The 24379-nt window shown below is 64.4% G+C and carries 28 protein-coding genes and 1 pseudogene; 24 read left to right on the top strand and 5 right to left on the bottom strand.

Annotated elements, in window-relative coordinates; all coding sequences use genetic code 11:
• Positions 1 to 136 precede the first annotated feature (136 nt).
• The 6 genes from B6S01_RS13290 (at position 137) to B6S01_RS13315 (ending at position 3301) form a co-directional block, all read left to right on the top strand.
• Complete coding sequence (locus tag B6S01_RS13290; RefSeq protein ID WP_037467262.1) at positions 137 to 457, top strand: DUF6127 family protein; 321 nt, start codon at positions 137 to 139, stop codon at positions 455 to 457.
• Complete coding sequence (locus B6S01_RS13295; protein ID WP_037467264.1) at positions 454 to 867, top strand: HK97 family phage prohead protease; 414 nt, start codon at positions 454 to 456, stop codon at positions 865 to 867. Before B6S01_RS13290 ends, B6S01_RS13295 begins: the two co-directional genes overlap by 4 nt.
• A 100-nt stretch (positions 868 to 967) precedes the next feature.
• On the top strand, positions 968 to 2083 hold the full coding sequence (locus B6S01_RS13300; RefSeq protein ID WP_231568036.1) for a phage major capsid protein: 1116 nt from the start codon (positions 968 to 970) through the stop codon (positions 2081 to 2083).
• Between the two features lie 80 nt (positions 2084 to 2163).
• Positions 2164 to 2715 carry a head-tail connector protein gene (locus B6S01_RS13305; protein WP_051908362.1) on the top strand — a complete coding sequence of 184 codons (552 nt, stop codon included), beginning with the start codon at positions 2164 to 2166 and terminating at the stop codon, positions 2713 to 2715.
• On the top strand, positions 2691 to 2906 hold the full coding sequence (locus tag B6S01_RS13310; RefSeq protein WP_051908364.1) for a hypothetical protein: 216 nt from the start codon (positions 2691 to 2693) through the stop codon (positions 2904 to 2906). The genes B6S01_RS13305 and B6S01_RS13310 overlap by 25 nt, the downstream gene beginning before the upstream one ends.
• Positions 2903 to 3301 carry a DUF3168 domain-containing protein gene (locus tag B6S01_RS13315; protein WP_037467273.1) on the top strand — a complete coding sequence of 133 codons (399 nt, stop codon included), beginning with the start codon at positions 2903 to 2905 and terminating at the stop codon, positions 3299 to 3301. The genes B6S01_RS13310 and B6S01_RS13315 overlap by 4 nt, the downstream gene beginning before the upstream one ends.
• A gap of 135 nt (positions 3302 to 3436) precedes the next feature.
• Here B6S01_RS13315 and B6S01_RS13320 read toward each other — a convergent pair whose 3' ends face one another.
• Positions 3437 to 3751 (bottom strand): hypothetical protein, encoded by a 315-nt coding sequence (locus B6S01_RS13320; protein ID WP_037467276.1) that lies wholly within the window; start codon positions 3749 to 3751, stop codon positions 3437 to 3439.
• Between the two features lie 56 nt (positions 3752 to 3807).
• On the opposite strand from B6S01_RS13320, the gene B6S01_RS13325 reads away from it, so the two are divergent.
• From B6S01_RS13325 to B6S01_RS13375, 12 genes are all read left to right on the top strand, one after another.
• The gene (locus B6S01_RS13325; protein WP_037467277.1) at positions 3808 to 4215 is read left to right on the top strand and encodes a phage tail tube protein; all 408 of its coding nucleotides are present in this window, start codon (positions 3808 to 3810) and stop codon (positions 4213 to 4215) included.
• Positions 4212 to 4523, top strand: a complete 312-nt coding sequence (locus B6S01_RS13330) for a gene transfer agent family protein (RefSeq protein ID WP_037467279.1) — start codon at positions 4212 to 4214, stop codon at positions 4521 to 4523. Before B6S01_RS13325 ends, B6S01_RS13330 begins: the two co-directional genes overlap by 4 nt.
• Positions 4520 to 4714 carry a phage tail assembly chaperone gene (locus tag B6S01_RS13335; protein WP_037467282.1) on the top strand — a complete coding sequence of 65 codons (195 nt, stop codon included), beginning with the start codon at positions 4520 to 4522 and terminating at the stop codon, positions 4712 to 4714. The genes B6S01_RS13330 and B6S01_RS13335 overlap by 4 nt, the downstream gene beginning before the upstream one ends.
• A 36-nt stretch (positions 4715 to 4750) precedes the next feature.
• Positions 4751 to 5302 carry a hypothetical protein gene (locus tag B6S01_RS13340; RefSeq protein WP_062792992.1) on the top strand — a complete coding sequence of 184 codons (552 nt, stop codon included), beginning with the start codon at positions 4751 to 4753 and terminating at the stop codon, positions 5300 to 5302.
• Positions 5299 to 7629: a DUF2460 domain-containing protein gene (locus B6S01_RS13345; protein ID WP_037467924.1), complete on the top strand. Its 2331-nt coding sequence runs from the start codon at positions 5299 to 5301 to the stop codon at positions 7627 to 7629. Before B6S01_RS13340 ends, B6S01_RS13345 begins: the two co-directional genes overlap by 4 nt.
• Entirely contained in the window at positions 7626 to 8441 is an 816-nt protein-coding gene (locus B6S01_RS13350) for a DUF2163 domain-containing protein (protein ID WP_037467925.1), read from the top strand. Before B6S01_RS13345 ends, B6S01_RS13350 begins: the two co-directional genes overlap by 4 nt.
• 8 nt (positions 8442 to 8449) lie before the next feature.
• A complete protein-coding gene (locus B6S01_RS13355) occupies positions 8450 to 8860 on the top strand; it encodes a hypothetical protein (protein ID WP_037467935.1) in 411 nt (136 codons plus the stop codon).
• On the top strand, positions 8848 to 11043 hold the full coding sequence (locus tag B6S01_RS13360; RefSeq protein WP_037467927.1) for a phage tail protein: 2196 nt from the start codon (positions 8848 to 8850) through the stop codon (positions 11041 to 11043). The genes B6S01_RS13355 and B6S01_RS13360 overlap by 13 nt, the downstream gene beginning before the upstream one ends.
• A gap of 30 nt (positions 11044 to 11073) precedes the next feature.
• A complete protein-coding gene (locus B6S01_RS13365; RefSeq protein WP_037467929.1) occupies positions 11074 to 11577 on the top strand; it encodes a DUF2793 domain-containing protein in 504 nt (167 codons plus the stop codon).
• A 177-nt stretch (positions 11578 to 11754) separates the two neighbouring features.
• The gene (locus B6S01_RS13370) at positions 11755 to 12843 is read left to right on the top strand and encodes an OmpA family protein (RefSeq protein ID WP_062792994.1); all 1089 of its coding nucleotides are present in this window, start codon (positions 11755 to 11757) and stop codon (positions 12841 to 12843) included.
• Between the two features lie 126 nt (positions 12844 to 12969).
• Positions 12970 to 13170 carry a hypothetical protein gene (locus B6S01_RS21100; protein WP_156103321.1) on the top strand — a complete coding sequence of 67 codons (201 nt, stop codon included), beginning with the start codon at positions 12970 to 12972 and terminating at the stop codon, positions 13168 to 13170.
• Positions 13171 to 13177: 7 nt separating this feature from the next.
• Entirely contained in the window at positions 13178 to 13729 is a 552-nt protein-coding gene (locus B6S01_RS13375) for a superoxide dismutase family protein (protein WP_037463413.1), read from the top strand.
• Between the two features lie 22 nt (positions 13730 to 13751).
• Here B6S01_RS13375 and thpR read toward each other — a convergent pair whose 3' ends face one another.
• Positions 13752 to 14297 carry an RNA 2',3'-cyclic phosphodiesterase gene (thpR, locus tag B6S01_RS13380; protein ID WP_037463380.1) on the bottom strand — a complete coding sequence of 182 codons (546 nt, stop codon included), beginning with the start codon at positions 14295 to 14297 and terminating at the stop codon, positions 13752 to 13754.
• A gap of 118 nt (positions 14298 to 14415) precedes the next feature.
• Between thpR and B6S01_RS13385 the strand changes: the two genes are divergently transcribed.
• Positions 14416 to 15150 carry a Bax inhibitor-1/YccA family protein gene (locus B6S01_RS13385; protein ID WP_037463378.1) on the top strand — a complete coding sequence of 245 codons (735 nt, stop codon included), beginning with the start codon at positions 14416 to 14418 and terminating at the stop codon, positions 15148 to 15150.
• 59 nt (positions 15151 to 15209) lie between these two features.
• Here B6S01_RS13385 and B6S01_RS13390 read toward each other — a convergent pair whose 3' ends face one another.
• The 3 genes from B6S01_RS13390 to B6S01_RS13400 form a co-directional block, all read right to left on the bottom strand.
• Entirely contained in the window at positions 15210 to 15839 is a 630-nt protein-coding gene (locus tag B6S01_RS13390; protein WP_037463376.1) for a glutathione S-transferase family protein, read from the bottom strand.
• 129 nt (positions 15840 to 15968) lie between these two features.
• Positions 15969 to 18287, bottom strand: coding sequence for an ATP-dependent Clp protease ATP-binding subunit ClpA (gene clpA / locus B6S01_RS13395; RefSeq protein WP_037463375.1), 2319 nt, complete (start codon positions 18285 to 18287; stop codon positions 15969 to 15971).
• A gap of 156 nt (positions 18288 to 18443) precedes the next feature.
• The gene (locus tag B6S01_RS13400) at positions 18444 to 18641 is read right to left on the bottom strand and encodes a DUF1192 domain-containing protein (RefSeq protein ID WP_037463373.1); all 198 of its coding nucleotides are present in this window, start codon (positions 18639 to 18641) and stop codon (positions 18444 to 18446) included.
• 101 nt (positions 18642 to 18742) lie between these two features.
• Between B6S01_RS13400 and B6S01_RS13405 the strand changes: the two genes are divergently transcribed.
• The 5 genes and pseudogenes from B6S01_RS13405 (at position 18743) to B6S01_RS13425 (ending at position 24363) form a co-directional block, all read left to right on the top strand.
• A complete protein-coding gene (locus B6S01_RS13405; protein WP_037463371.1) occupies positions 18743 to 19747 on the top strand; it encodes an NAD(P)H-quinone oxidoreductase in 1005 nt (334 codons plus the stop codon).
• 100 nt (positions 19748 to 19847) lie between these two features.
• Complete coding sequence (locus B6S01_RS13410) at positions 19848 to 20708, top strand: UDP-2,3-diacylglucosamine diphosphatase (protein ID WP_037463369.1); 861 nt, start codon at positions 19848 to 19850, stop codon at positions 20706 to 20708.
• Positions 20708 to 21735 (top strand): annotated as a pseudogene (locus B6S01_RS13415) (glycosyltransferase family 4 protein). The gene B6S01_RS13410 and the pseudogene B6S01_RS13415 overlap by 1 nt, the downstream one beginning before the upstream one ends.
• Positions 21736 to 21849: 114 nt before the next feature.
• Complete coding sequence (locus B6S01_RS13420; protein ID WP_037463365.1) at positions 21850 to 22533, top strand: DUF1013 domain-containing protein; 684 nt, start codon at positions 21850 to 21852, stop codon at positions 22531 to 22533.
• A gap of 123 nt (positions 22534 to 22656) precedes the next feature.
• Positions 22657 to 24363, top strand: a complete 1707-nt coding sequence (locus B6S01_RS13425) for a long-chain-fatty-acid--CoA ligase (protein WP_037463363.1) — start codon at positions 22657 to 22659, stop codon at positions 24361 to 24363.
• Positions 24364 to 24379 lie beyond the last annotated feature (16 nt).

Consider the following 24379-nt stretch of genomic DNA (forward strand, 5'->3'; position numbering starts at 1 on the left):
GGCGCGGAGGGCGCGGAGGGCGCGGAGGTTCTTGATTCACGCGGAGGCGCGGAGATTTTTGAGGGCCGCCTTTGGGCGGCTTTTTGTTGCTCTGCGATCTCTGCGGCTCTGCGCGAAAATAATCGGGAGTGGGCCGATGAAATATGATGGCGAGATGCTGGCGCGGCTGGTGGCGCAGGCTGAGAGCGCGCCGGGGCAGGCGGACATGGTGATGATCCGCGCTCTGATTGAGGAGGCGAGCGAGCTGGGCGCGGGGCGGGCGCTGGAGCGGCTGGGGCTGTCCGATCGCAGCGCGGAGGGGGATGTGCGGGAATTGCGGGAGCTGCTGTCGGCATGGCGCGACGCGAAAAAGGCGGCGCGCGGCGCTGTCGTCGGCTGGGCCGTGCGGATCGTGATGGCGCTGATCCTGCTGGGCGTTGCGGTGAAGGCGGGCCTGATCGGGATGGTGCGCGGATGAGCGGGCCGGAGCCTTGTGAGGATGTCCGGTTCGCGGGCTATGCGGCGGTGTTCGACCGTATGGATCATGGCGGCGATGTGGTGCGTCCGGGCGCCTTTGCAGGTGTGGCGGCGGGCGTGCCGCTGCTGTGGCAGCATTCGCCCGGCGATGCGATCGGAACCGTGGAGCGGGTCGAGGAAGATGCGCGCGGATTGCGGGTGATCGGGCGGGTTTCACGGCGGACCAGCGCCGGACGGGCGGCGGCGCGCGCGCTGAAGGACCGGACGGTGGACGGCCTGTCCTTCGGCTATCGGGTGCGCGAGGCGCGGGGGGCTTCTCCGCGCGAACTGCTGGCTTTGGAGCTGGTGGAGGTGAGCGTCGTCACGCACCCGATGCAGCCATTGGCGCGGGTGATTGCGGTGGAGGGGTAGCAAGCCCCCTCATCCAACTTTGCCTGGCCAGCGAGCTGGCAAGGCTTCGTATCCTTCTCCCCGGTGGGGAGAAGGTTTTTTTATGTCTGAGGAGTGGTGGATGACGGACCAGTTGGAAGCGAGCTTTGACGCGGTGGTGCAGGGTGAGCGCATCGAGGCGCTCGAAGGGGAGATTGCGGCGCTGAAAGGGGTGCTGGTGCAGCAGCAGCGGCCTGCGCTGGATGGGGTGAAGGGCGGGGCCTTCGACCCCAAGCGGGCGGCGTTTGTCGATCGCTATTTGCGGCAGGGGCTTGAGGCGGGCGTGGAGCTGAAGAGCTTTTCGGGCGCGAGTGGCGCTGCGGGCGGCTATGCGGTGCCGCGCGAGATCGACCAGATCATCGACGCGACGCTGAAGAGCATTTCGCCGATCAGGTCCATCGCCAATGTCGTGCGGACGGGCACGGCGGGTTATCGCAAGCTGGTGACTTCGGGCGGCATTGTGTCCGGCTGGGCCAGCGAGACGGGCGCGCGGGCGGAAACGGGGACGCCCAGCTTTAACGAGATCGTGCCGCCTTCCGGTGAGCTGTACGCCAACCCGGCGGCGAGCCAGGCGATGCTGGACGACGCGCAGTTCGATGTCGAAGGCTGGCTGGCGGGGGAGATCGCCCGCGAGTTCGCCGCAGCCGAGGGCGCTGCCTTCGTCAACGGCAATGGCACGGACAAGCCCAAGGGTTTCCTGACCTACGCAACCACCAATGAAGCCGACGGCGTCCGTGCTTTCGGGTCGCTGCAATATGTCGCGGCGGGCGCGTCGGCGGGCTTTGCGGCCACCAGCCCGCAGGACAAGCTGATCGACCTGGTGCAGAGCCTGCGCGCGCCCTATCGTCAGGGGGCCGTGTTCGTGATGAATTCGGCGACGCTGGCGGTCATTCGCAAGATGAAGACGAGTGATGGCGCGTTCATCTGGCAGCCTTCGCTTAGCGCCGGGCAGCCAGCGACGCTGCTGGGTTATCCGGTGGTCGAGGCCGAGGACATGCCGGATATCGCGGCGGGATCGCTGTCCATCGCCTTTGGTAATTTCCAGGCGGGCTATGTGATTTCCGAACGCAGCGAGACGAGCATCCTGCGCGATCCGTTCAGCAACAAGCCGTTCGTGCATTTCTATGCGGTCAAGCGGATCGGCGGCGCGGTCGCCAATTCCGAGGCGATCAAGCTGATGAAATTCTCGGCTTCGTAACGGCCCTTCTTCCAACTTCGCCTAGCCAGCACGCTGGCAAGGCTTCGTATCCTTCTCCCCGCGAGGGGAGAAGGATCATTATGCGGGAGGGGCTGGTGCTGGTGCGGGACGAAGTGGTGACGCCGGGCGCGTCGCTTGAGGAATTGAAACACTATCTGCGGATCAGCGGGAACGCGGAGGACGGGCTGCTCGACGGGCTGCTCAAGAGTGCGACGGCGCTGTGCGAGCAGTTTGTCGGGCAGTGGCTGATCATCGGCGAGGCGCGGGAGACGGTGCGGGCGGATGGCAGCTGGCAGCGGCTGTCGGCGACGCCGGTGGTGGCGATATTGGGCGGGGAGGCTGTGGCCCCGGACGGCGGCGCGGAGGTCTTGCCCGCCGATGCCTATGCGATCGACATCGACGCGGCGGGCGATGGATGGGTGCGGGCGCGGCCGCTGGATGGTCGGCGCGTGCTGGCGGTGCGCTATCGTGCGGGGATGGCCGAGGATGCCGATGGGCTGCCAGAGGCGATCCGCCACGGGATCGTGCGGCTGGCGGCGGAGAATTTCGCCGCGCGAGAGGGCGAGACGGCGAGCCCGCCCGCCGTGGTGGGGGCGCTGTGGCGGCCATGGCGGCGGATGCGGCTGGCGTGAGGGTGCGGGTGCTGGCGCGGCTGGTGGAGGCACGGGCGGCGCGGCGGCGGCGAGAGGTGGCTGACGCGATGCTGGCGGCTGGGGTGGAGGCGCAGGTCGAGGGGGAGGCGGTGCGGCTGTCGGGGCGGGGACTGCTTCGACGGTGGGCGGACGACCTTGCTGTGCGCGAGGCGGGAAGGGGCAGGGGATGAGCGCGGAAGTGACGGTACGGGCGGCGGCGATCGCGGCGCTGCGCGAGGATACGGTTTTGATGGACGGGCTGAACGGCCTGTTCGACGGACAGCCGGTGCGGGCGAGCGTGCCTTATGCGGTAGTTGGTGAATGTCTTGCGAGCGACTGGGGCGGGAAGGGGCTGGACGGACGCGAGTTGCGGCTGTCGATCAGCCTGCATGATGCGGGCGAGACGCCGGGGCGATTGGCGATGCTGCTCGGTCGGATCGAGCCGGTGGTGCAGGCCGCCGACGGGGGCGAGGGCTGGCGCATCGTCGGCGTGCGGCTGATCCGGTCGCGGCTGGTGAAAGCGCGCGACAGGGACGGTTGGCAGGCGGTGGTCGATTACCGGCTGCGGGTGGTGAGGGAAGGATAGGCTATTGGCCCGTCGACAGGCCCAGGGCGAACGACGCCAAGAGGTTCGGGACGAGCAGGGTCAAGGGGGTGAGCTTGGCTCGCCTATATGTCGTTGCGATCATGCCGCCATGGACGTGGTCACAGTTCAGCCGCCCTATCTCGAATAATCTTCGAATTCTTCGGTAACTTTGTCGAAATATTCGGCGATCTGGTCGTCCGCTTCCGCCTGGGCATCCTGTTCCGACATGCCCGCAGATTTTTCGTCGGCGACGATGGCGGCGCGGAAGGCGGCTTCCCTGGCGCTACACCTGGACTTCACCGCCGATCGGAAACCGGCGAGCGACAGCTTCTTGTCCAGCGCCGAGCCGACCTCCTTCGACAGGCATTCCGAAAAGGCCTTGCGGCCAGCGCCAACGGCGTCGCCTTGGGGGGCGGCGGCCAGCATCAGCATGAGGGAAGCGAAAAGCATTTCGACCTCTCCAGCCCCCCGATTCTTACACGGTTTAACCTACAGGAGAATGCTCCATGAGCGTTGAAAAAGGAAGCGCATTTCTATTGAAAGTGGGCGATGGCGGGTCGCCTGCGGCCTATGCGACGGTCGCCGGAATGCGCACGACGCAGCTGTCGGTGAATGGCGAGGCGGTGAACATCACGTCCAAGGATTCCGGGGGCTGGCGAGAGCTGCTTTCGGGCGCGGGCGTGCGGTCGGTCAGCGTGTCGGCGGCAGGCATATTCACCGGATCGGCGGCGGAGGTCAGCATCCGCAATCATGCGCTGGCCGGGACGATCGAGCAGTTCGAATTGAGCTTTGAAAGCGGCGAGCGGATGCGTGGGCGCTTTCTTGTGACGCGGCTGGACTATGCCGGGGATTATAATGGCGAGCGCAACTATGCCCTGAGCCTGGAAAGCTCCGGCCCGGTGGTGTCCGAATGAGCGGGGCGAATAGCGCCAGGGGCGAGGCAGCGCTGGAACTGGGCGGTGAGACGCTGCGGCTGCGGCCGAGTTTCGCGGCGCTGGTGGCGGCCGAGGATGAACTGGGGCCGCTGTTCGATCTGGTGGACCGGGCGGCGGAGGGGAAATTGTCGCTGTCCGACATCGCCGCGCTGTTCTGGCACTGCCTGGTCGATCCGCCGCGCGGGCTGACGCGCGAAGCGTTGGGCGAGGCGATCGTCGATGCAGGGCTGGCGAAGCTGTCGCCGGTGCTGCGCGGCATCCTGAAGCAGATATTGGGGGGACGATGAGCTTCTTCAAAGCGGCGGCGCGGCTGGCGGGCGTTGCGGGGTGGCTGCTGGGCTGGCGGCCGGACGAGTTCTGGCGATCGACGCCGGTCGAGCTGGAGGCGGTGCTGCGGGCCGCGCGTGGCGACGATGAGCCGGATGCAGGGATGGATGCGGGGGAGCTGGAGCGGCTGCGGGCGGTGATGCCGGATTGAGGCCGGGGTGCATTTTGTTGGCTGCGGGAGGGGCGGATGGACGAGGAAATCGAGACGCTGGTGGTGCGGGTGCGGGCCGACACGCAGGGCCTTTCGCGCGATGTGGAGGCGATGCGCGGGGAATTGGAAGGGCCGTTGGCTTCGGGGGCGGAGCGGGCGGGGCGACGGATCGAACAGGGCCTGTTGCGCGCGGTGCGGAGCGGACGGTTCGGCTTTGAGGAGTTGAAGCAGATTGCCCTGTCCGTGCTGGAGGAGATTGCGGCGGGCGCTGTTCGGTCGGGGGCGAGCAGCGTCGGGGGCGTGGGTGGTTCCTTGCTGACACTGGGGGCGGCGGCGCTGGGCCTGCCGGGGCGGGCGACGGGTGGGCCGGTCGCTCCGGGGCGCGCCTATGTGGTGGGCGAGCGGGGGCCGGAGCTGTTCGTGCCGACCGCCAGTGGTCAGGTGGTGGCCAATGGCGGCGGCGGCGGCCGGGACGTGCGAGTGAACATAGCCGTGCAGGGGCGCGGCGAGGGATGGGACAATGCCCGGCTGCTGGCGCGCAGCGCGCGGCAGGTGGCGCGAGCAGTCAAGGGGGCGCTGAACGGATGAGTGGTCTGGGCTACTGGCTGGCGGACGCGCGGCGGGGACAGGAAGCGCGGTTCATGAAGCGGTTTGCGCCGACGCACTGGACCGTCAATTTTCCGCGCCCGATGATGGCGAGCGTGGTGACGACAGCACCGGACGCTTTGCGCGCCGATGCTGTCTTTTATGGGTCCGGCGATCTGGCGGGCCTTATCTGGGAAGCGGAGGATAAGTGGAGCCATCCGCTGCTCGCCTACGAAACGTCGCGGGATTTCCGGGACTGTGTGCTGCGCTTCCGCTGGCGCAGCGGGGGGCTGAAACGGCTGGACGAGGTGCATGGCCCGACGCTGACGATCGAGGGGCGCAATGCGGCGGGTTCTCCACGATCCTGGTATGTGCGGCTGTGGAACTATGCGAACGGGTCCGCGGAAGATGCTGAAATAACGCTCGACTTCGCCGCATTGAATGGTGGGTTCCTGCTGCCGGGCGAGGCCGATCCGGTTTGGGCCGGGGACGTGGACCGGATGTTCATTTCGCTGACGCCGCCGGATTATGATGCCGGTAGCACCCCTTTCGCGGCCGGTGTGGAAGGCTGGGCCGAGCTGTCAAACATAAGATGCGACGGCGCGGGATCGGTGCTGGGCGTCGGCGATGTCATGGTGCCGGAGCATGGCCTGTCCATGGCGACGGGCTATGACGACTGTTTCAACCAGACGCCTGAGCGGGTCGTCGCCGCCATCCATGCGCTGGGCTATCGCGGCGACATCAATCATTATGTGGGGATGAGCCATTATTTCCGGCTCGAACCGCTGGGTGGCGGATTCTACGTCAGCCTGGCGGGCGGTGTGCTGAATGCGCCGTGCACAGCCTGGCATGACGACTTCGCGCGACGGGCGAAGGCTTTGGGGCTGGGCGTGATCTGGTCGCTTTCCTATGAGCTGCTGGACGCCCATTGCTGGAACGACTGGAAACAGCGGGCGGAAAATGGCGATCCGGCGCTGACCGGCTGGTCGCCGCCTTCCACCCTGCTGTCGCCCGCGCATGACGGGGCGATGAGCTATTTGCGATTGGTCGCCGGGGCGTTTGTTTCCATCGGCTTGGGCGCGGGGATTCCGATCAAGTTTCAGGTGGGCGAGCCATGGTGGTGGGTGATGCCCGCCGATGGACGCATCTGCATCTATGACGACGCGGCGCGGCTGGCCTTTGGCGGAAGTCCCGTGTCGATTCCCGATGTGCGGGGCGCGTTGAGCGGGGCGCAGACGGCGCTGCTGGATCAGGCGGGCGCGATGCTGGCGGCGTCGACGGCGGCCCTGTGCGCCTGGGTGAAGGGCGTCGCGCCGGGGGCGGTGACGCTCCTGCTCGCCTACCTGCCGACCGTGCTCGATCCGTTGGCCCCGGAAGCGAAGCGGGCGAACATGCCGGTCGGCTGGGCTTGGCCTGCGTTCGATGTGTTGCAGCTGGAAGATTATGACTGGGTGACGGAGGGGCGGCCAAGCCGCACGGCGCGCGGCATCGAACTGGCGACGACGCGGCTCGGCTATCCGGTTGAGGAGCAGCATTATTTTTCCGGCTTCGTGCTGATGCCGGAGCAGGCCGCGCAATGGGCGCGCATCGCCGATGCGGCAGAGGCTGCGGTGCAGAGGGGGACCGCTGCGACCTTCATCTGGGCGCTGCCGCAGGTGGCGCGCGATGGCTTCACCTGCTTCAGACTTCAGGGGGACGATGATATGCAAGCCTTTGACGATGTGGCCTTTCCACTGGCCATCGGGCGGGAAGCGAGCCTGGCTCCTGCCTTTTCGACGCAGATCGTGGAAAGTCCTTCAGGCCATGAGCGGCGCAGCAGCGACTGGGCGGATGCGCGTTTGTCCTTCGACGCGGGGCCGGGGGTAAGATCGGAAGCGGACATTGGCGCGCTGATCGCCTTTTTCCGTGCGCGGCGGGGGGCGGCGCGGGGGTTCCGCTTTACCGATCCCTATGATGACCGCAGTTGCGGCATGGGGGAGGTTCCCGGACCGCTGGACCAGCGGCTGGGGATTGGCGACGGCGTTCGGACGGAGTTCGGGCTGCAACGCTTTTACGGGCAGGGCGAGGATGCGCAGGTGCGGCGCGTCACCCGCCCGGTTGCGGGGAGCATCCGCATTGCGGTGGATGGCGTCGAGATGACCGCCGGGTGGAGCCATGCCGGGTTGGGCGTCATAGCCTTTGATGAAGCGCCGGGGGCAGGCGCGGTGCTGACGGCGGGGTTCCGCTTCGATGTGCCGGTTCGCTTTGCGGAGGACCGGCTGGACATCAACCGCGCGACATTCGCGGCAGGCGAAGCGCCTTCGGTGCCGTTGGTGGAGATACGGGAATGAGCGGGCTGGAGGCTTTGGAGCAGCGCCTATCGACGCTGGCATTCTGCTGGCGGCTGGAGCGGCGGGATGGCGTGACGATTGGGCTGACCAGCCATGATCGCGACCTGGAGATAGGGCAGGTCCGCTACCGCGCGGCTCCCGGCGTCATGCCGTCCGCCGTCCGCAGCGGGATTACGGCGGATGGGAGCGATACGGACCTGCAAGGCGCGCTGGTCGCCGACGCCATCAGCGAGACTGACCTGATGGCGGGGCGGTGGGACGGCGCGGCGCTGGAACTGCGGCTGACGCAATGGGAAGCGCCCGGCGCAATGTGGCTGCTGCTGGCCAAGGGCGAGATTGGCAGCGTGGCGCGGAAGGCGGGCGCTTTCACGGCGGAGCTGGTGGGGGCGATGGCGGCCCTGAAAGCGCCGGTCGCGCCGTCCACTTCGCCCGATTGCCGCGCGCGGCTGGGCGACAGACAGTGCCGGGTCGACCTGGAGCCGAGGCGGCGGGTCGTTGCGGTGACGGGCGTGGAGGCGAGCGATGTCGGAGTTTCAGGGCTTGAGGCGGGGGCCTATGCATTTGGCGCGCTGCGATGGATGACTGGCCCTAATGCCGGGATGGCGCAGGCGGTGGTGGACAATGGCGCGGATGTCCTGACCCTTGCCGATCCGCCGCCCTTCGCGGTCGTTGCGGGGACTTTGGCGCTGCTGACGGAAGGGTGCGACCGGCAGTTGGAGACGTGCCGGACACGCTTTGCCAATGTCGTGAACTTCCGGGGCGAGCCTTATCTGCCGGGAACCGACCTGCTGACCCGCTATCCGGGCGCATGAGGGGCAAGATGGCGGACCGGATCGTCGCGGCGGCGCGCGATCTGGTGGGGGTGCGCTTTCGGTTGCAGGGCCGGTGCCGGGCAGGGGGACTGGACTGCATTGGGCTGGCGGCGTTGGCGCTGGCTGAGGCGGGGCACCGATGCGCCGTGCCTGGCGGCTATGGGCTGCGGTCGGGTGACGAGCCGCTGGCGCGGCGCTGGCTGGATCTGGCGGGGCTGTGGGCCGTGGATGAGGCGCGGCCGGGCGATCTGGCGCTGGTGCGGCCGGGGCCGCTGCAACTGCATCTGATGATCGTGACGCAGGGCGGGCATGTGCATGCCCATGCCGGGCTGGGGCGCGTGGTCGAAACGCCGGGGCAATCGCCCTGGCCGGTGATCGGCCATTGGCGGACGAGGGAGGACGAAACATGGCGACATTAGTGCTGACCGCGCTGGGCACCGCGATCGGCGGGCCGCTGGGCGGAGCCATCGGCGGCCTGATCGGCGGTAGTTTCGATCAGGCCGTGCTGTTCAAGCCGAAGGGGCGTGAAGGGCGGCGGCTGACCGACCTGCAATTGCAGACGTCAACCTATGGCGCGCAGATCCCCAAGCTGTTCGGCAGGATGCGCGCGGCTGGATCGGTCATCTGGGCGACGGACCTGAAGGAAAAGCGGAACAAGAGCGGCGGCGGCAAGGGGCGGCCGAGCGTCACGAGCTACAGCTATTCGGCAAGTTTTGCTGTCGCCTTGTCCGCGCGCAAGGTGCGGGCGGTGCGGCGGATCTGGGCCGATGGCAATTTGTTGCGCGGGGCGGCGGGCGATTTCAAGACGGGGCTGAATGCGTTTCGGCTGCATTTGGGGGATGAGGATCAGGCTGCGGACCCGTTGATCGCGTCGGCGATGGGGGTTCCGCTGACGCCTGCGCATCGAGGGGTCGCCTATGCGGTGTTCGAAGATCTGCAACTTGCAGACTATGGCAACCGCATTCCTTCGCTGACGTTCGAGGTCGAGGCGGATGGGGGGCCGGTGACAATCGGGGCGGTGGCTTCGGACGTTAGCGGAGGCTTGCTTTACGCGGCGGTCGCCGGATCGGTCGATGGCTTTGCTGCGGGCGGAACGGATGTGAGCGACGCAATCGCTCCGCTGGCCGAGGCGTGGGATCTTGCGTTTGTCGCCGATGAGGACGGGCTGCGGCTGGCCGGTACGAGCGTCGTCGGACCGCCATCTGACATCGGCGCTGCCGTGCTGTGCAGGCGTATCAACGGGCGCGCCGTCGATCCTGTCGAACAATCCAGCGATGGCGCGGAAACCGTGCCGCTTTCCCTGTCGCTGCGCCATTATGACCCGGCGCGCGATTATCAGGCGGGGGTCCAGAGGGTGAGCCGCCCCGGCGCGGGCCGTGTCGAGCAGGGTATGGACCTACCCGTCACCATGTCCGGCAGCGCCGCACGGCAACTGGCGGCAAGGCGGTTGGGCCATGGTTGGGCCGGTCGATCGACGATGACGCTGCGCTGCGGCTGGGACGCGCTGCGCCATCAGCCGGGGGAGATCGCGACGGTTGAAGGGCTGCCGGGGCTTTGGCGGATCGAAGAGCGCGAATGGGAGGCGATGGCCGTGCGGCTGGCGCTGCGTCGGGTGCCGGGAGCGGGAGGCATATTGCCGCAGGGCGCGTCTTCCGGTGCGATCGTGCGGCAGTCGGATGCGCCGCATGGGCCGACGACGCTGATGCTGGTCGATCTGCCGCCCTTACGGGACGCGGCGGCCGTTGCGCCGTTGATCGTTGCGGCGGCGAGCGGCGGCGAAGGATGGAGGAACGCCGCCCTGTTCGCCATGAGCGATACGGGCGAGGCGGTTCCTGTGGGCTATGCCGCACCCCGCGCCGTGATGGGCCAGGCGGACGAGGCGCTGGGCGAAGGCAGTTGCACGCTGATCGACGCGGTCAACAGCCTGAACGTGACCCTGATTGCCGATGACATGGAACTGGACGACGCGGATGAAGCGGCCCTGGCGCAGGGGCGCAACCTTTGCCTCGTAGGCAGGGAACTGCTGCAATTTTCTCGCGCGGTGCAGACGGGCGCGGCCAGCTATCGGCTTGAGGGGCTGCGGCGCGGGCTTTGCGGCACCGAATGGGCGGTGGCCGCGCATGTGGCCGGTGAGCGGTTCCTTTTGATCGAGGACGACCGGCTGGCTGAGCCCTATGCGGGGCAGGGAAGCAGTGAGATCGGTGGCATGCTGCGGCTGGCGGCCATCGGCATTGGAGACGCAGAGCCAGCGGAGGCGATGCTGACCGTCAGCGGAGAAGCCGTGACGCCGGTTTCGCCGGTCCACCTTCGCGCCGTGCCCGATGGGACAGGCGGCTGGAACGTCAACTGGACGAGGCGGAGCCGGAACGGGTGGCGCTGGGCCAGCGGCGCTGATGTACCGCTGGGCGAGGAAAGCGAGCGTTATGAATTGCGCGTGCTGAGCGGCGGCAGCCTCCTCCGGCGGGTCGAAACGCTATCCCCGGACTGGGCATATGGCGCTGCGGCGGTAGCCGCCGATGGCGGGGGCGTCGTGACGATCGAAGTGCGACAGATCGGCGCATTCGCCCTTGGGCGGCCCGCGCGGATTGCCCTCACCCTTTGATACCCGAACAACTCGGAAAGGAAATTGGCCATGACCATGGATGCGACCCCTCGCTGGATGCTGCCGCAGCTTTTTGCCGGGCAGGCGCAGAAGGAGGTTTTTCACAACGAGGCGCTGGTGCGGATCGACATGCTCCTGCATGGGCAGGCAGAGAGCGCGGACGAGGATTCTCCGCCGCCATCGCCCATGGTGGGACAGTGCTGGATCGTTGCGGCGGGCGCGACGGGCGACTGGGCAGGGCAGGATGGCGCGGTCGCCTGCTGGACAGAGGGCGGGTGGCGCTTCGTCACGCCGCGGGCGGGGTTGGCGCTCTGGGTCGCGGACAGGGGATATTCAATGGCGCACAATGACGGCGCATGGCGAAATTCGCCGGTCCGCGCCGACGGCTTTCATGTGGGCGGCGTGCGGGTCGTGGGTGCGCGGGAGGGCGCGATCCCGGCCCCCGCCGGGGGAAGTTCCGTCGACAGTGAGGCACGGGCTGCGATTGGTTCCATCCTGTCCGCAATGCGGAGCCATGGTTTGATCGAGCCATGACTTGCCGATGTCCGGTTATTACAATGCGTGGCCACAGAAATGCTTAATCTACCGGGTCATACGTCGGCCATGATGCATTTGTGCAACAGTTTCACCAAATGTGGACTTGCCATGAAACTTTCTTGCCGATACATGGTTTCAGCAGTCCTTCGTGACACTTTTGAAAGGGGAATTCAGATGCGGAAGCTTGCCCTCGCGGCTGCGCTTGCGACCACCGTCTTGGCCACACCGGCCTTGGCGCGTGATAACAGCTGGTACATTGGTATCCACTCAGGCGTCGTTCTTGTCGAAGACCAGGACATCACCTTCACCCCCGGCTTCGATCCCAACACCGGCGCCCCCACTGCCAGCAGCACGCTGGAAGATGTGGACTATCACAAGGGTTGGGACGGCGACGCCGTCATCGGTTACGACTTCGGTGGTTTCCGTCTGGAAGCCGAAGCTGGCTACAAGCGCGCCAAGGTCGATCTCGACAAGAGCGGCTTCGGCGGTTCGGCGTCGGCTCTGTCGTTCATGCTGAACGGCCTGCTTGACTTCGGTTCGGACGATGGCCTGCAGGGCTTCGTCGGCGGCGGTGTAGGCGTTTCGCGCGCCAAGCTGGCCAACGACCTGGTCAATGACAGCGACACCGGCTTCGCCTGGCAGGCTCTTGCTGGCGTTCGCTACCCGCTGACCAACAACCTCGACGTGTCGTTGAAGTATCGCTTCTTCAACCAGGACGACATCAACCTCGTCCCGGCATACACCACGGCTGTTGGCGTTGCTGGCGGTGACGTCGAAACCAAGCTGCGCACCCACAGCCTGCTGCTGGGTCTGACCTACAACTTCGGTGGTGAACCGGCTGCTCCGCCGCCGCCCCCGCCGCCGCCCCCGCCGCCCCCGCCGCCCCCGCCGCCGCCTCCGCCGGTCGCTGAGTGCAGCCCTGGGCCGTACATCGTGTTCTTCGAATGGGACAAGTCGGACGTCACGCCTGACGCCGCCACCATTCTGGACAACGCGGTTTCCGCCTACAGCAACTGCGGCAGCGCCCAGGTCATGCTGGCAGGCTATGCGGACCGTTCGGGTTCGGCCTCGTACAACGTCGGTCTGTCGCAGCGCCGTGCTGACGCAGTCAAGGCCTACATGGCGTCGAAGGGTATCCCTGACGGCGTGATGACGACCCAGGCGTTCGGTGAATCGAACCCCCGCGTCGAAACCGCCGACGGTGTTCGCGAACTGCAGAACCGTCGCGTGGAAATCACCTACGGTCCGGGTTCGGGCATGTAAGCAATTTCCATCCTTGCGGGTGGGAACAAGGTCGAGGGGCTGGTCGAAAGACCGGCCCCTTTTCCTTTGGCTCGATCGAGATAGGACAGGCTCTCTCGCGGGGTGTGGTTGACGCGTGATCCGACAATGCTGATCCGGATCATGCTCCCTATATCCTGGGTTGGCGCATTTTCCCGGCCAGCAGGTGATGCCACCGGCTTCGAAAAAGCTCCCATGCTGTTTTCAGGGAATGAGCCGGACAAAGTTCAGCTGGCCTGGAAATGGCGATTATATCCGCAACAAACCGCTTTTCATCGCGTTCGTTATTCATGCTTTGCCGGGAGTTGAATTTATCATGAAAAATGTCCCCCTTGTCTTTGCATTGTCGATGGCGGCCAGCCTTTCCGCTTGCGCGAGTGCGGATAGCGGCGCTGTAAATTCGGGATCTGGCTCTACGGCCAGCGCGCGGGCCGCCTTGCTGGCGGCGGATGGATCATCCCGTGGCGACGCGACGGTGACGGAAATGGCAGACGGTCTGCATGTTGCGGTGCGCGCGACCGGCGTGTCGCCTGGCGTTCATGCGGTTCATGTGCATATGACCGGAACCTGCACGCCCCCGGATTTCAACAGCGCAGGCGGGCATTGGAATCCCACGGGCCGACAGCATGGCAGGGATAACCCGGCTGGCATGCACATGGGCGACATGCCCAACATGACCGCAGCGGCCGATGGTACGGGAACGATGGAATATGTCATTCCGGGCGGCACGCTGCGTTCGGGCGCCCATCCCTTGCTGGATGCAGATGGCGCTGCGGTCGTGATTCATGCGCAGGCCGATGACAATAAGAGCGATCCTGCCGGAAATGCGGGCGGGCGCATCGCATGCGGGATATTGTCCGCGGGCTGATCGGCTTCGTGTCTGCGGACGCCTAAAGCCGCTGCGGGGCTGCCGGGTAGACAGCGCCAACATCATAACGCGCTCCTGCCTGCGTCAGATGGCTTTCGAAGAGAATGAATCTGTCGATCAGGAAGGGAGGGCTGGAAAGCGCTGCGTTGTTGGACAGGAAGCTGTCCGTCATGCCGCCGGATCGGCTGAAACGGGCGAGAGTGATATGGGGCAGATAGGCGCGTTGATCCGCTGGAAAGCCGGCATCGACGCAGGCGCGGTCGATCTTGCGGTGGAGTTGGGTGAGGGAATCGCGGGGTTGTACGCCGGCCCACAGGGCGTCGATCCGTCCCCTCCGGTCGAATTGACCGACGCCTGACAGCGAGATCGGGAAAGGGGCGAAGCGGATCGTCGCCAGCGCGGCGGCCAGATCGTCAGCTCGACGCGGATCGGTGTCGCCGACAAAGCGCAAGGTGAGGTGCAATTGATCATCATCCTGCCACCGCGCGCCCGGAACGCCACCCATGACCGACAAAAGCCTGGCCCGAATGTCCGCAGGCGGACGGATGGCTATGAAGAGACGGTGCATATTGCCGATATAGGAATGCCCATGTCATTGACTATGGCGGGTGGTCACTTGAATTGCTCGCAAGATAGGGCGATAATAGACAGACCGGTGGATATGTGCCGGCGAAGGAGAATATCTCATGGCCAATTGGTCTGATCCCCGCTCGGGCGTAGCCGGCTTCGGCGGGACGACGGTAGCGCGTGGTGAGGCGTTCGACGCCGGTCTGCGCAGCTATATGCTGTCGGTTTACAATTATATGGCGAGCGGCGTGCTTCTGACCGGCATTGTCGCGATGCTGTTTGCCTCGAGTGGGCTGGCCGCTCAAATATTGATGGGCCCCGGCATTCTGAAATATGTCATCATGTTCGCGCCGCTGGCCTTTGTCATGGTGCTGAGCTTTGGCATCAACCGGCTGTCGACGGTGACTGCGCAGGCGCTTTATTGGGCTTACGCGGCGGTGATGGGGCTTTCGCTCTCATCCATCCTGCTGGTTTATACCGGAACCTCTGTCGCGCAGACCTTCTTCGCAACGGCGGCGGCTTTCGCTGGCCTTAGCCTGTGGGGATACACCACGAAAAAGGATCTGTCGGGCTTTGGCACCTTCCTGATCATGGGTGTGGTTGGCCTGTTGGTTGCCTCGCTCATCAACCTTTTCATGCGCTCCAGCGCGATGGATATGGTGATCAGCTTCATCGGTGTGCTGCTGTTTGCGGGCCTGACCGCCTATGACACGCAGAAGATCAAGAGCATCTATGTCCATGTCGCGGGCACGGAGATGGTTGGCAAGTCGGTGGTGATGGGGGCGCTGAACCTCTATCTCGACTTCATCAACATGTTCCTGTTCCTGCTGCGCTTCATGGGCAATCGCGATTGATCGCGACAGCATAGCGACCTTCGACAAAGGCCCGGCGGATCCTTCGCCGGGCCTTTCGTTCATTCGGCCCTTTTCATCTGGGCGATCAGCGCGCCATCCATTTCCTTTTGCCGCTTGTAAGCGGGGCGTTCGCGCAGGCGGTCGGCATAGGCTTCGAAAGCCGGTCGCGATGGCATGGTGCCGAAGGTCAGGCCCCAATCCACCTGTGCGCCGACATAGACATCGGCCGCCGTGAACTGATCGCCGCAAATCCATGCCGGTACTGAAACCGCGCGTTCCAGTGCGTCGATGCTATGATCGAATGTCCCATAGCCCGCCATGCGATCGCGCCCCTCGGGCACGACGAAGCCCAAAGCCTTGTTGGTGACAGCTGCTTCCACGGGCCCCGCGGCGAAAAAGAGCCAGCGGTAATAGTCGGATCTATCGCTGACGGCTGGAGCCAGTCGGGCATCGGGGAAAGCGTCCGCGAGATAGGCGCATATCGCGGCTGCTTCGGTGACGACCTTGCCGCGATGAACGATTGCCGGGACTTTGCCCATTGGATTGATCGCCAGATAGTCGGCGGATTTCATGCCGTCGCTGTAATCCAGCACCACCGTCTCATAGGGCTGACCGACTTCCTCCAGCATCCAGCGGGCGATCTGTCCGCGCGACATGGGGTTGGTGTAAAGAGTGATGTCTGCGGGCATGCGCGAGGCTCCTTGGACCGGGGGGCGAGGGGAGGTGATCCTGCTGCCGACGATAGGGCAGCGCGGACATAGTGAAAAGGGCGGCCCGTGAGAGCCGCCCTTCCTTGTTTCACGATCGGTTCGCGAGGGTTATTTCGCGGACTCTGCGGGCTTGGCCTTGCCACCCTTCTTGCCCTTTTTGGGGGCTGCGGGGGTGATTTCGAAGGCGAGGGCCTCGTCCTTCAGCCGGACATGGACTTCGCCGCCATGCACCAGCTTGCCGAACAGCAGTTCCTCGGCCAGCGGCTGCTTGATCTTTTCCTGCATCAGGCGGCCCATCGGGCGCGCGCCATACAGCTTGTCATAGCCTTTCTTGGTCAGCCAGCTCTTGGCCTCATCATCGAGGGTGATGTGGACATCGCGGTCGGCCAGCTGCAATTCGAGCTGGAGCACGAACTTATCGATAACCCGCGCGACAATTTCCGGCGGCAGATAGCCAAACGGAACGATGGCATCGAGACGGTTGCGGAATTCCGGGGTGAAGAGCTTTTTCACCGCATCTTCCTGCGCATCCTCTCGGGTGATTTCGCCAAAGCCGATGCTTTCCTTCGCCATGTCCGACGCACCGGCATTGGTGGTCATGATGAGGATAGTGTTGCGGAAATCCACCGTCTTGCCGTGGTGATCGGTCAGGCGGCCATTGTCCATCACCTGCAACAGGATGTTGAACAGGTCGGGATGCGCCTTCTCGATTTCGTCCAGAAGCAGCACGCTGTGCGGATTCTGATCAACCGCGTCGGTGAGCAGGCCGCCCTGGTCATAGCCGACATAGCCCGGAGGCGCGCCGATCAGGCGGCTAACGGAATGCCGTTCCATATATTCCGACATGTCGAACCGCTGGAGCGGAATGCCGAGCAGCGTTGCGAGTTGACGCGCGACCTCTGTCTTGCCGACACCGGTGGGGCCGGAGAAGAGATAGTTGCCGATCGGCTTGTCAGGATCCCGCAGGCCCGCCCGCGACAGCTTGATCGCGGAGGACAGCACCTCGATCGCCCGGTCCTGACCGAAGACGACGCGCTTCAGGTCGGTGTCGAGCGAACCCAGCACCGACTTGTCGTCGGCCGACACGGTCTTGGGAGGGATACGCGCCATGGTGGCGATGACCTGCTCGATCTCCTTGGGCGTGATCGTCTTCTTCCGCTTTGACGGGACAACCAGCATCTGCATCGCGCCGACTTCGTCGATCACGTCGATCGCCTTGTCAGGCAGCTTGCGGTCGTTGATGTACCGCGCCGACAACTCCACCGCCGCCTTGATCGCGTCCGGGGTGTATTTGACGTTATGATGCTCCTCGAACGCGCTCCGAAGGCCGGCGAGGATCTTGATCGTATCCTCAACCGTCGGTTCGTTGACGTCGATCTTCTGGAACCGGCGCAGCAGGGCGCGGTCTTTTTCGAAATGGTTGCGGAATTCCTTGTAGGTGGTGGAACCGATGCAACGGATCGTGCCGCCCGACAGCGCGGGCTTCAGGAGGTTCGACGCATCCATCGCGCCGCCGCTGGTCGCGCCCGCGCCGATGACCGTGTGGATCTCATCGATGAAGAGAACCGCGTGCGGCATCTTTTCAAGTTCGGTGACGACCGCCTTCAGGCGTTCTTCAAAATCGCCGCGATAACGGGTGCCAGCCAGCAGCGCGCCCATGTCGAGCGAATAGATCACCGCTTCCTTGAGGACATCGGGAACGTCGCCCTCGACGATCTTGCGCGCAAGGCCTTCCGCGATGGCGGTCTTGCCCACGCCCGGATCGCCCACATAGAGCGGGTTGTTCTTTGACCGGCGGCACAGGATCTGGATGGTCCGGTCGACTTCGGAAGCGCGACCGATCAGCGGGTCAACCTTGCCCCGCGCCGCCTTCTCATTGAGGTTGACCGTGAACTGCTCCAAGGCACTGTCCTTTTTGCCCTTGCTGTCCTGCGTCTTCTTTTCCTCTTCCTGCGCGCCTTTGGTTTCGCGGGTTTCGGGCGCTGCCGTGCCCTTGCCCACGCCATGGCTGATATAGCTTACCGCATCGAGGCGGCTCATATCCTGCTGCTGGAGGAAATAGACGGCATAGCTCTCACGCTCAGAGAAAAGCGCGACGAGGACATTGGCTCCCGTCACTTCATCCTTGCCCGAGGACTGGACATGCAGGATCGCGCGTTGAACGACGCGCTGGAAGCCGCTGGTGGGGGAAGGGTCGCTGGAACCCTCGACCTTGAGGCTATCGAGTTCGCTGTCGAGATATTGGGTGACTGCATCGCCGAGTTCGCCAAGCTCCACGCCGCAGGCCTGCATCACCTTTGACGCATGTTCGTCATCGATCAGCGCAAGAAGCAGATGCTCCAGCGTGGCATATTCGTGACGACGCTCGGACGCATGGGTCAGCGCGTTGTGCAGGGTGGTTTCAAGGGCGGGTGCAAAAGATGGCATGTCTATACTACTCCTGGCCCCAAAGAGGGACGGTGTTGAACCATATGTCGGCATTGCTCGACGGTTGATCAAGGAGGGGCCCTCGATCGCCGGAATTGCCAGACTGCCCGTGCCCGGAGAAACCCTTGTCAGGGCCGCAGAGGGCGGGGCGCAGGTTCATCGTTTGAATAACGCCTCGGCACTTGCTTTGTGGTTAACGGCGTTTTCAATTTTTGATCGGGTTCGGGCGATTTCGCCCTCCAGCGCCTTGATCCGCGCTTCCAGATCGGCAACGGACAGCGGACCCAAATCCTGTCGAAGCAGTTGGGCCAGCGGATCATCAACCTTGCGAGGCAGATCGTTGTCCATGTCCATGAATGCCAATGTTGACCGTGAAGGCTGGTCTGTCAATAAGGCGCTTGAGCCGCTGGTTGAATATTGGTGCGGCGCAACATCGTTGCTGGGGGACAGCCATCATGGCGGTTGATAACGCACTGCCCGACGAAATGACGGCGATCGCCATTTCCGTCCCGGGCGGTCCCGAAGCATTGGCGCCGGAGCGGCGCCCGCTGCCTGTTCCAGCCGCCGACGAAGTCCTGATCCGTGTCGCCGCCGCTGGCGTGAACCGGCCCGATGTGATGCAGCGGCAGGGCAAATATCCGCCTCCTCCGGGAGCGTCCGACATACCGGGTCTGGAGGTTTCGGGGACGGTCGTCGCAGCCGGCGGCAACGCCGAGCGGCTGATCGGGCAGCGTGTGTGCGCGCTGCTGTCCGGCGGAGGCTATGCCGAATTTGCAGTGGCGCCAGCGGGGCAGTGCTTGCCCGTGCCGGATCATTATGATCTGGTGGAGGCAGCGGCGCTCCCCGAAACGCTCTTCACCGTTTGGACCAACCTGTTCGAACGCGCTTATGTCGTCGGCGGCGAAACCGTATTGGTGCATGGCGGGACGAGCGGCATCGGCACCATGGCGATTTCGCTGTGCCGGCTGTTCGATGTCCGCATCATCGTTACGTGCGGCAGCGACGCCAAATGCGAACAGGCAAAGGCGTGGGGCGCGCACCACGCCATCAATTATCGCGAGCAGGATTTCGTCGAGGAAGTGAGCCGGATTACCGGTGGTCAGGGCGTGCAGGCGGTGCTGGACATGGTGGGTGGCGATTATGTGCCGCGCAACCTTCAGTGCCTGGGCGACGATGGCCGCCATGTGTCGATCGCGGTGCTGGGTGGGGCAAAGGCCAGCGTCTTTCTGCCAGCGGTCATGGCCAAGCGGCTGACGTTGACTGGATCGACATTGCGGCCCCGTTCCTCCGAGTTCAAAACTCTGGTGGCGGAAGAGCTGGTGCGCGAGGTCTGGCGCTTTGTCGAGCAGGGGCAATTGCGGCCTGCGATGGATCAATGCTTCCCTCTTGCCGAAGCGGCGAAAGCACATGCGCGGATGGACGCAGGTGAGCATTTCGGAAAGATCGTGCTGATCGCCTGACCCTTCCCTGGTGTAGCATTTCCGTCACATCCGGCGCGGAGTTGTAACATTGCGCCGCTAAAGATCCGGTCCCGAGGACAATAGCTCCAGGGGCTGCATCATGAACGCCATCACGCGCTTGCCATTTCTGGCGGATCTGGAAGAGGGCACGCATTGTCTCGACACACCAGAGAGGCCCGCGACCCGCCGTCGTTACCGCACCATCTGGATATCGGACATCCACCTCGGCACGCGGGGTTGCAACGCGAAGATGCTGATCGATTTCCTCGACAGCGTCGATAGCGAGACCATGTATCTGGTCGGCGACATCATAGATGGCTGGCGGCTCAAGAAGCGCTTCTATTGGCCCGCAGCGCATAATGACGTGGTTTGGCGCATAATGAAGCGCGCCAAGCGGGGCACACGCGTCGTCTATATCCCCGGCAATCACGACGAAATGTTCCGCCAGTTCACGGGCCTCAATTTTGGCGGAGTGGAGATCCGGCGCAAGGCGATCCACGAGACCGCCGACGGGCGCAAGCTCCTCGTCCTGCATGGCGACGAGTTTGACACCATCATGCTTGCCCATCGCTGGCTGGCCTTTGTGGGAGACGCCGCTTACAGCATGCTGATGCGGCTGAACTTCGTGGTGAATGCCGTGCGGCAGCGCATGGGGCTGCCTTATTGGTCTCTCAGCAAGATGGCCAAGCACAAGGTCAAGAACGCCGTCGAGTTCATTTCCCGTTTTGAAGAGGTGGTTTCGCATGAAGCCGGCGCGCGCGGCGTCGATGGCGTCGTGTGCGGCCATATCCACAATGCCGAGATGCGCGAGATCGGCGGGATCCAATATTATAATGACGGCGATTGGGTCGAAGGCTGCACGGCGCTGGTCGAACATTTCGACGGTAGTATGGAGGTGCTGCACTGGGCCGATGAGGTTGCGGCCCGCAGCGCTGGCGAGCAGGAGCTGCTGGCGGCGTGATGCGTATCGTCATCGTGACCGACGCCTGGCTTCCCCAGGTCAATGGCGTCGTGCGGACGCTTCAGACCATTCAGGCGGAGTTGGAGGCGAGGGGGCATCTGGTCAAGGTGATCTCCCCCGATCTCTATGGCTCCATTCCCTGTCCAACCTATCCGGAAATCCGGCTCGCCTTCGTCAGGTCGGGCGCGGTGGGGAAAGCGATTGCCGCGTTTCAGCCCGACGCTGTCCATCTGGCCACCGAAGGGCCACTCTGCCTGGCCGCGCGGCGCTGGTGTCTGCGTGGGGGGTGCCGTTCACCACTGCCTATCACACGCATTTCCCCGACTATGTCGCCCGCCGGACGGGGCTGCCCGCCCGCTGGTTCTGGTCCTATATCCGCTGGTTCCATGGTCCCGCCCAGGCGGTTCTGGTTTCGACAAAATCCGTCCGGCAGCAGCTCCGCTCCCATGGTTTGGCGCAGGTGCGCCCATGGGGCAGGGGCGTCGATCTTTCCGCATTCACGCCCGATGCGACGCCGCCAGAGTTGTTCGCGGGGTTGGCGCGCCCAATCCAGCTTTATGTGGGCCGCGTCGCGATAGAGAAGAATCTCGAGGCTTTCCTCGCCAGCGACCACCCCGGCAGCAAGGTCGTGGTGGGCGACGGTCCGGCGCGGGCGCAGCTGGAGCGGGCCTATCCGGACGCGCATTTCATGGGAGCGCTGTTCGCTGAAGAACTGGCGGGCGCTTACGCAGGCGCGGACGTTTTTGTATTTCCCAGCACGACCGACACGTTCGGCCTGGTGATGATTGAGGCGCTGGCCTGTGGTACGCCCGTCGCCGCCTATCCGGTGACCGGGCCGATCGACATCGTGACGCCGGAATGTGGCGCTTTGGCGGAGCGGTTGGACGATGCGATCGCCGCAGCCCTGCTGTGTGACCGTGCGGCCTGCGCGGCGCATGGGCGCAGCTTTAGCTGGCAACGCAGCGCGGATGAGTTCCTTACGGCGCTTCATTGCATCGACCCTGCCGTCATGGACAGTGCTGCCTGACGCTTTTCCTTGCTCCACGGGGCTCCATGCACTATCTCGGATCGGGCGTGGCCGCCCTGCTTGGGCGGCCCTTGTCATTTTTAGTGCCGGAGAATCCCCGTGTCCCAGCCTCTCATGCCCCATGCGACCGCCAGCTGGCTGGTCGACAATACTGCGCTGAGCTTTGATCAGATTGCGGAGTTTTGCGGGCTGCACATTCTGGAAGTGCAGGCGATCGCCGACGACACCGCCGGTATCAAATATACCGGCCGCGACCCCGTCCGCGCGCATGAGATCACCATGGAGGAAATCCACAAGGGTGAAGCGAACCCGGACTATCGCCTGAAGATGCTGAAAGGCCCCGAGCCTGTCCGCCGTACCAAGGGCCCGCGCTATACCCCGGTTTCCAAGCGCCAGGACAAGCCCGACGGCATCGCCTGGATCCTGCGCAACCATCCCGAGATTTCGGACGGGGCGATCGGCAAGCTGATCGGCACCACCCGCACCACCATCGCCGCGATCCGCGACCGCACGCATTGGAACATTTCCAACATCGTGCCGAAGGACCCGGTGACGCTGGGCCTGTGTTCGCAGCGTGAACTGGACGCGCTGGTGACGAAGGCCGCGAAGAAGGCCGGTATCGAAGCGCCGACCGATTCCCGACTGGACGGTGACCGTGAGGCGCTGATCGAAGAGCTGCGCCGCGAACGTGACGATGCCGCTCGCCGGGCCGAGGAAGCGTTGAAGAGCGAATCCGAACTGATTTCCGGCACCGCCACCATCCTGGATCCGTTCAGCAATAACCAGGGTCAGGTTTGATCCTTTAAGGTCATCCCGACATCAAGGCTGTCCGGCAACAGGCGGTCTTGATGTCAGGACGCGCTGCGCCGCATTACCTGCTTTACGCTTGCGTAAAGCAACTGCCTCACATACACCTTGTGCATGGAGAGCAGCGATAAGGTCTGGCAGGACCGCTATAATCATCCCGTTCCCTGGGATCAGTCCTTTCCTCCCATGTCGATGGTGGACATGGTCGTGGACAGCGCGACGGCCAATCCCGACGCGGTGATGATCGATTTCATGGGTCGCAAGACGACCTATGGCGACATGCTCCATACCATCCGCCGCATCGCCAAGGGGTTGCAGGATATGGGCGTGCGGAAGGGAGACCGGGTGGGTCTCTACCTTCCCAACGTGCCCCATTATGTCGCGGCCTATTATGGGGCGATGATGGCTGGTGCGACCGTCGTTAACTTCTCCCCCCTCTATACCGCTGCCGAGCTGGAACATCAGGTCGAGGACAGCGGAACGAAGATCCTCTTCACCTTGTCCGCCGCCGCATTGCTGCCCACCGCGCAAGAGGTGCTCGACAACAGCAGTCTTGAACGGTTGATCGTCGGGTGCGTGGCAGAGGCGCTGCCGCCCGCCAAATCCGTACTCTTTCGCATATTCAAGCGCAGCGAAACCGCGCCTGTGCCGCATGACCCGCGCGTTACCAACTATTCCGACCTGCTGCGCCACGGAGAGAATCCGGCGCCGGTCGATATTGATCCGGTCAACGATGTCGCCTTGCTGCAATATACCGGAGGGACCACGGGGCGTCCCAAGGGCGCCATGCTGACGCATCAGAACCTGACCGCCAATGCTCGCCAGATTCGCCTGATCGATCCGCATCCCGAACTGGTCGATCGCATCATCGCGGTGCTCCCGTTCTTCCACGTGTTCGCCAACACCTGCGTCCTTAACCGGACGGTGTTGAATGGCGGGGAAATGGTGATGCTGCCGCGCTTCGAAGCGGTGCAGGTGCTGGCCGCGATCCAGCGGACCGGCCCTACCTCAATGCCGGGCGTGCCAACCATGTATCAGGCGCTGCTGGATCATCCGGCAACGCCCAACATCGACTTTTCCTCGCTGCGTCTGTGCATCTCCGGCGGCGCGCCGCTGCCGCTTGAACTCAAGCATCGGTTCGAGGCCGTGACAGGCGCAAAGCTGTGCGAGGGCTATGGCCTTACCGAAAGCAGTCCGGTCGTCTGCTCCAATCCCTATGAGGGTCTGAACAAGGCGGGCACGGTGGGCCAGCCCGTTCCTGGTACGCATGTGAAGCTGGTCAATCGGGAGGATCCGACCCGCCCGCCGCCGCCCGGAGAGCCGGGTGAGCTGGTTTTTTCAGGCCCGCAGATCATGAAAGGCTATTGGCAGAGGCCCGACGCGGACAAGGAAGTTTTCGTCGATGGCTGGCTGCGCACCGGCGACGTCGGGCTGATCGACGAAGACGGCTATGTGAAGATCGTCGATCGTTTGAAGGACATGATTGCGGTGGGCGGCTTCAAGGTTTTCCCGAGCCAGGTCGAGGAGGTCCTCTACCATCATCCCTCCGTCAAGGAAGCGCTCGTCATCGGCATTCCCGACGCCTATCGCGGGGAATGTCCCAAGGCTTTCGTCACGCTTCAGGAAGGGACGGAGATTGACGGCGAGGGGCTGAAGGCGTGGCTTAATCCGCAGTTGGGCAAGCATGAGAAAGTCTGCGAGGTGGAGGTTCGACTGAACCTGCCCAAGACGCTTGTCGGCAAGCTGTCACGCAAGGAACTGGTTGCCGAAGAACGCGCCAAGGCCGAGCGAGCAGCCGGACAGGCTGGAACCGCCGCCTGATCGCACCTATGTTCCG

Origin of the sequence: Sphingobium herbicidovorans (genome assembly GCF_002080435.1) — a bacterium.
GTDB classification, from domain to species: Bacteria; Pseudomonadota; Alphaproteobacteria; order Sphingomonadales; family Sphingomonadaceae; genus Sphingobium; species Sphingobium herbicidovorans.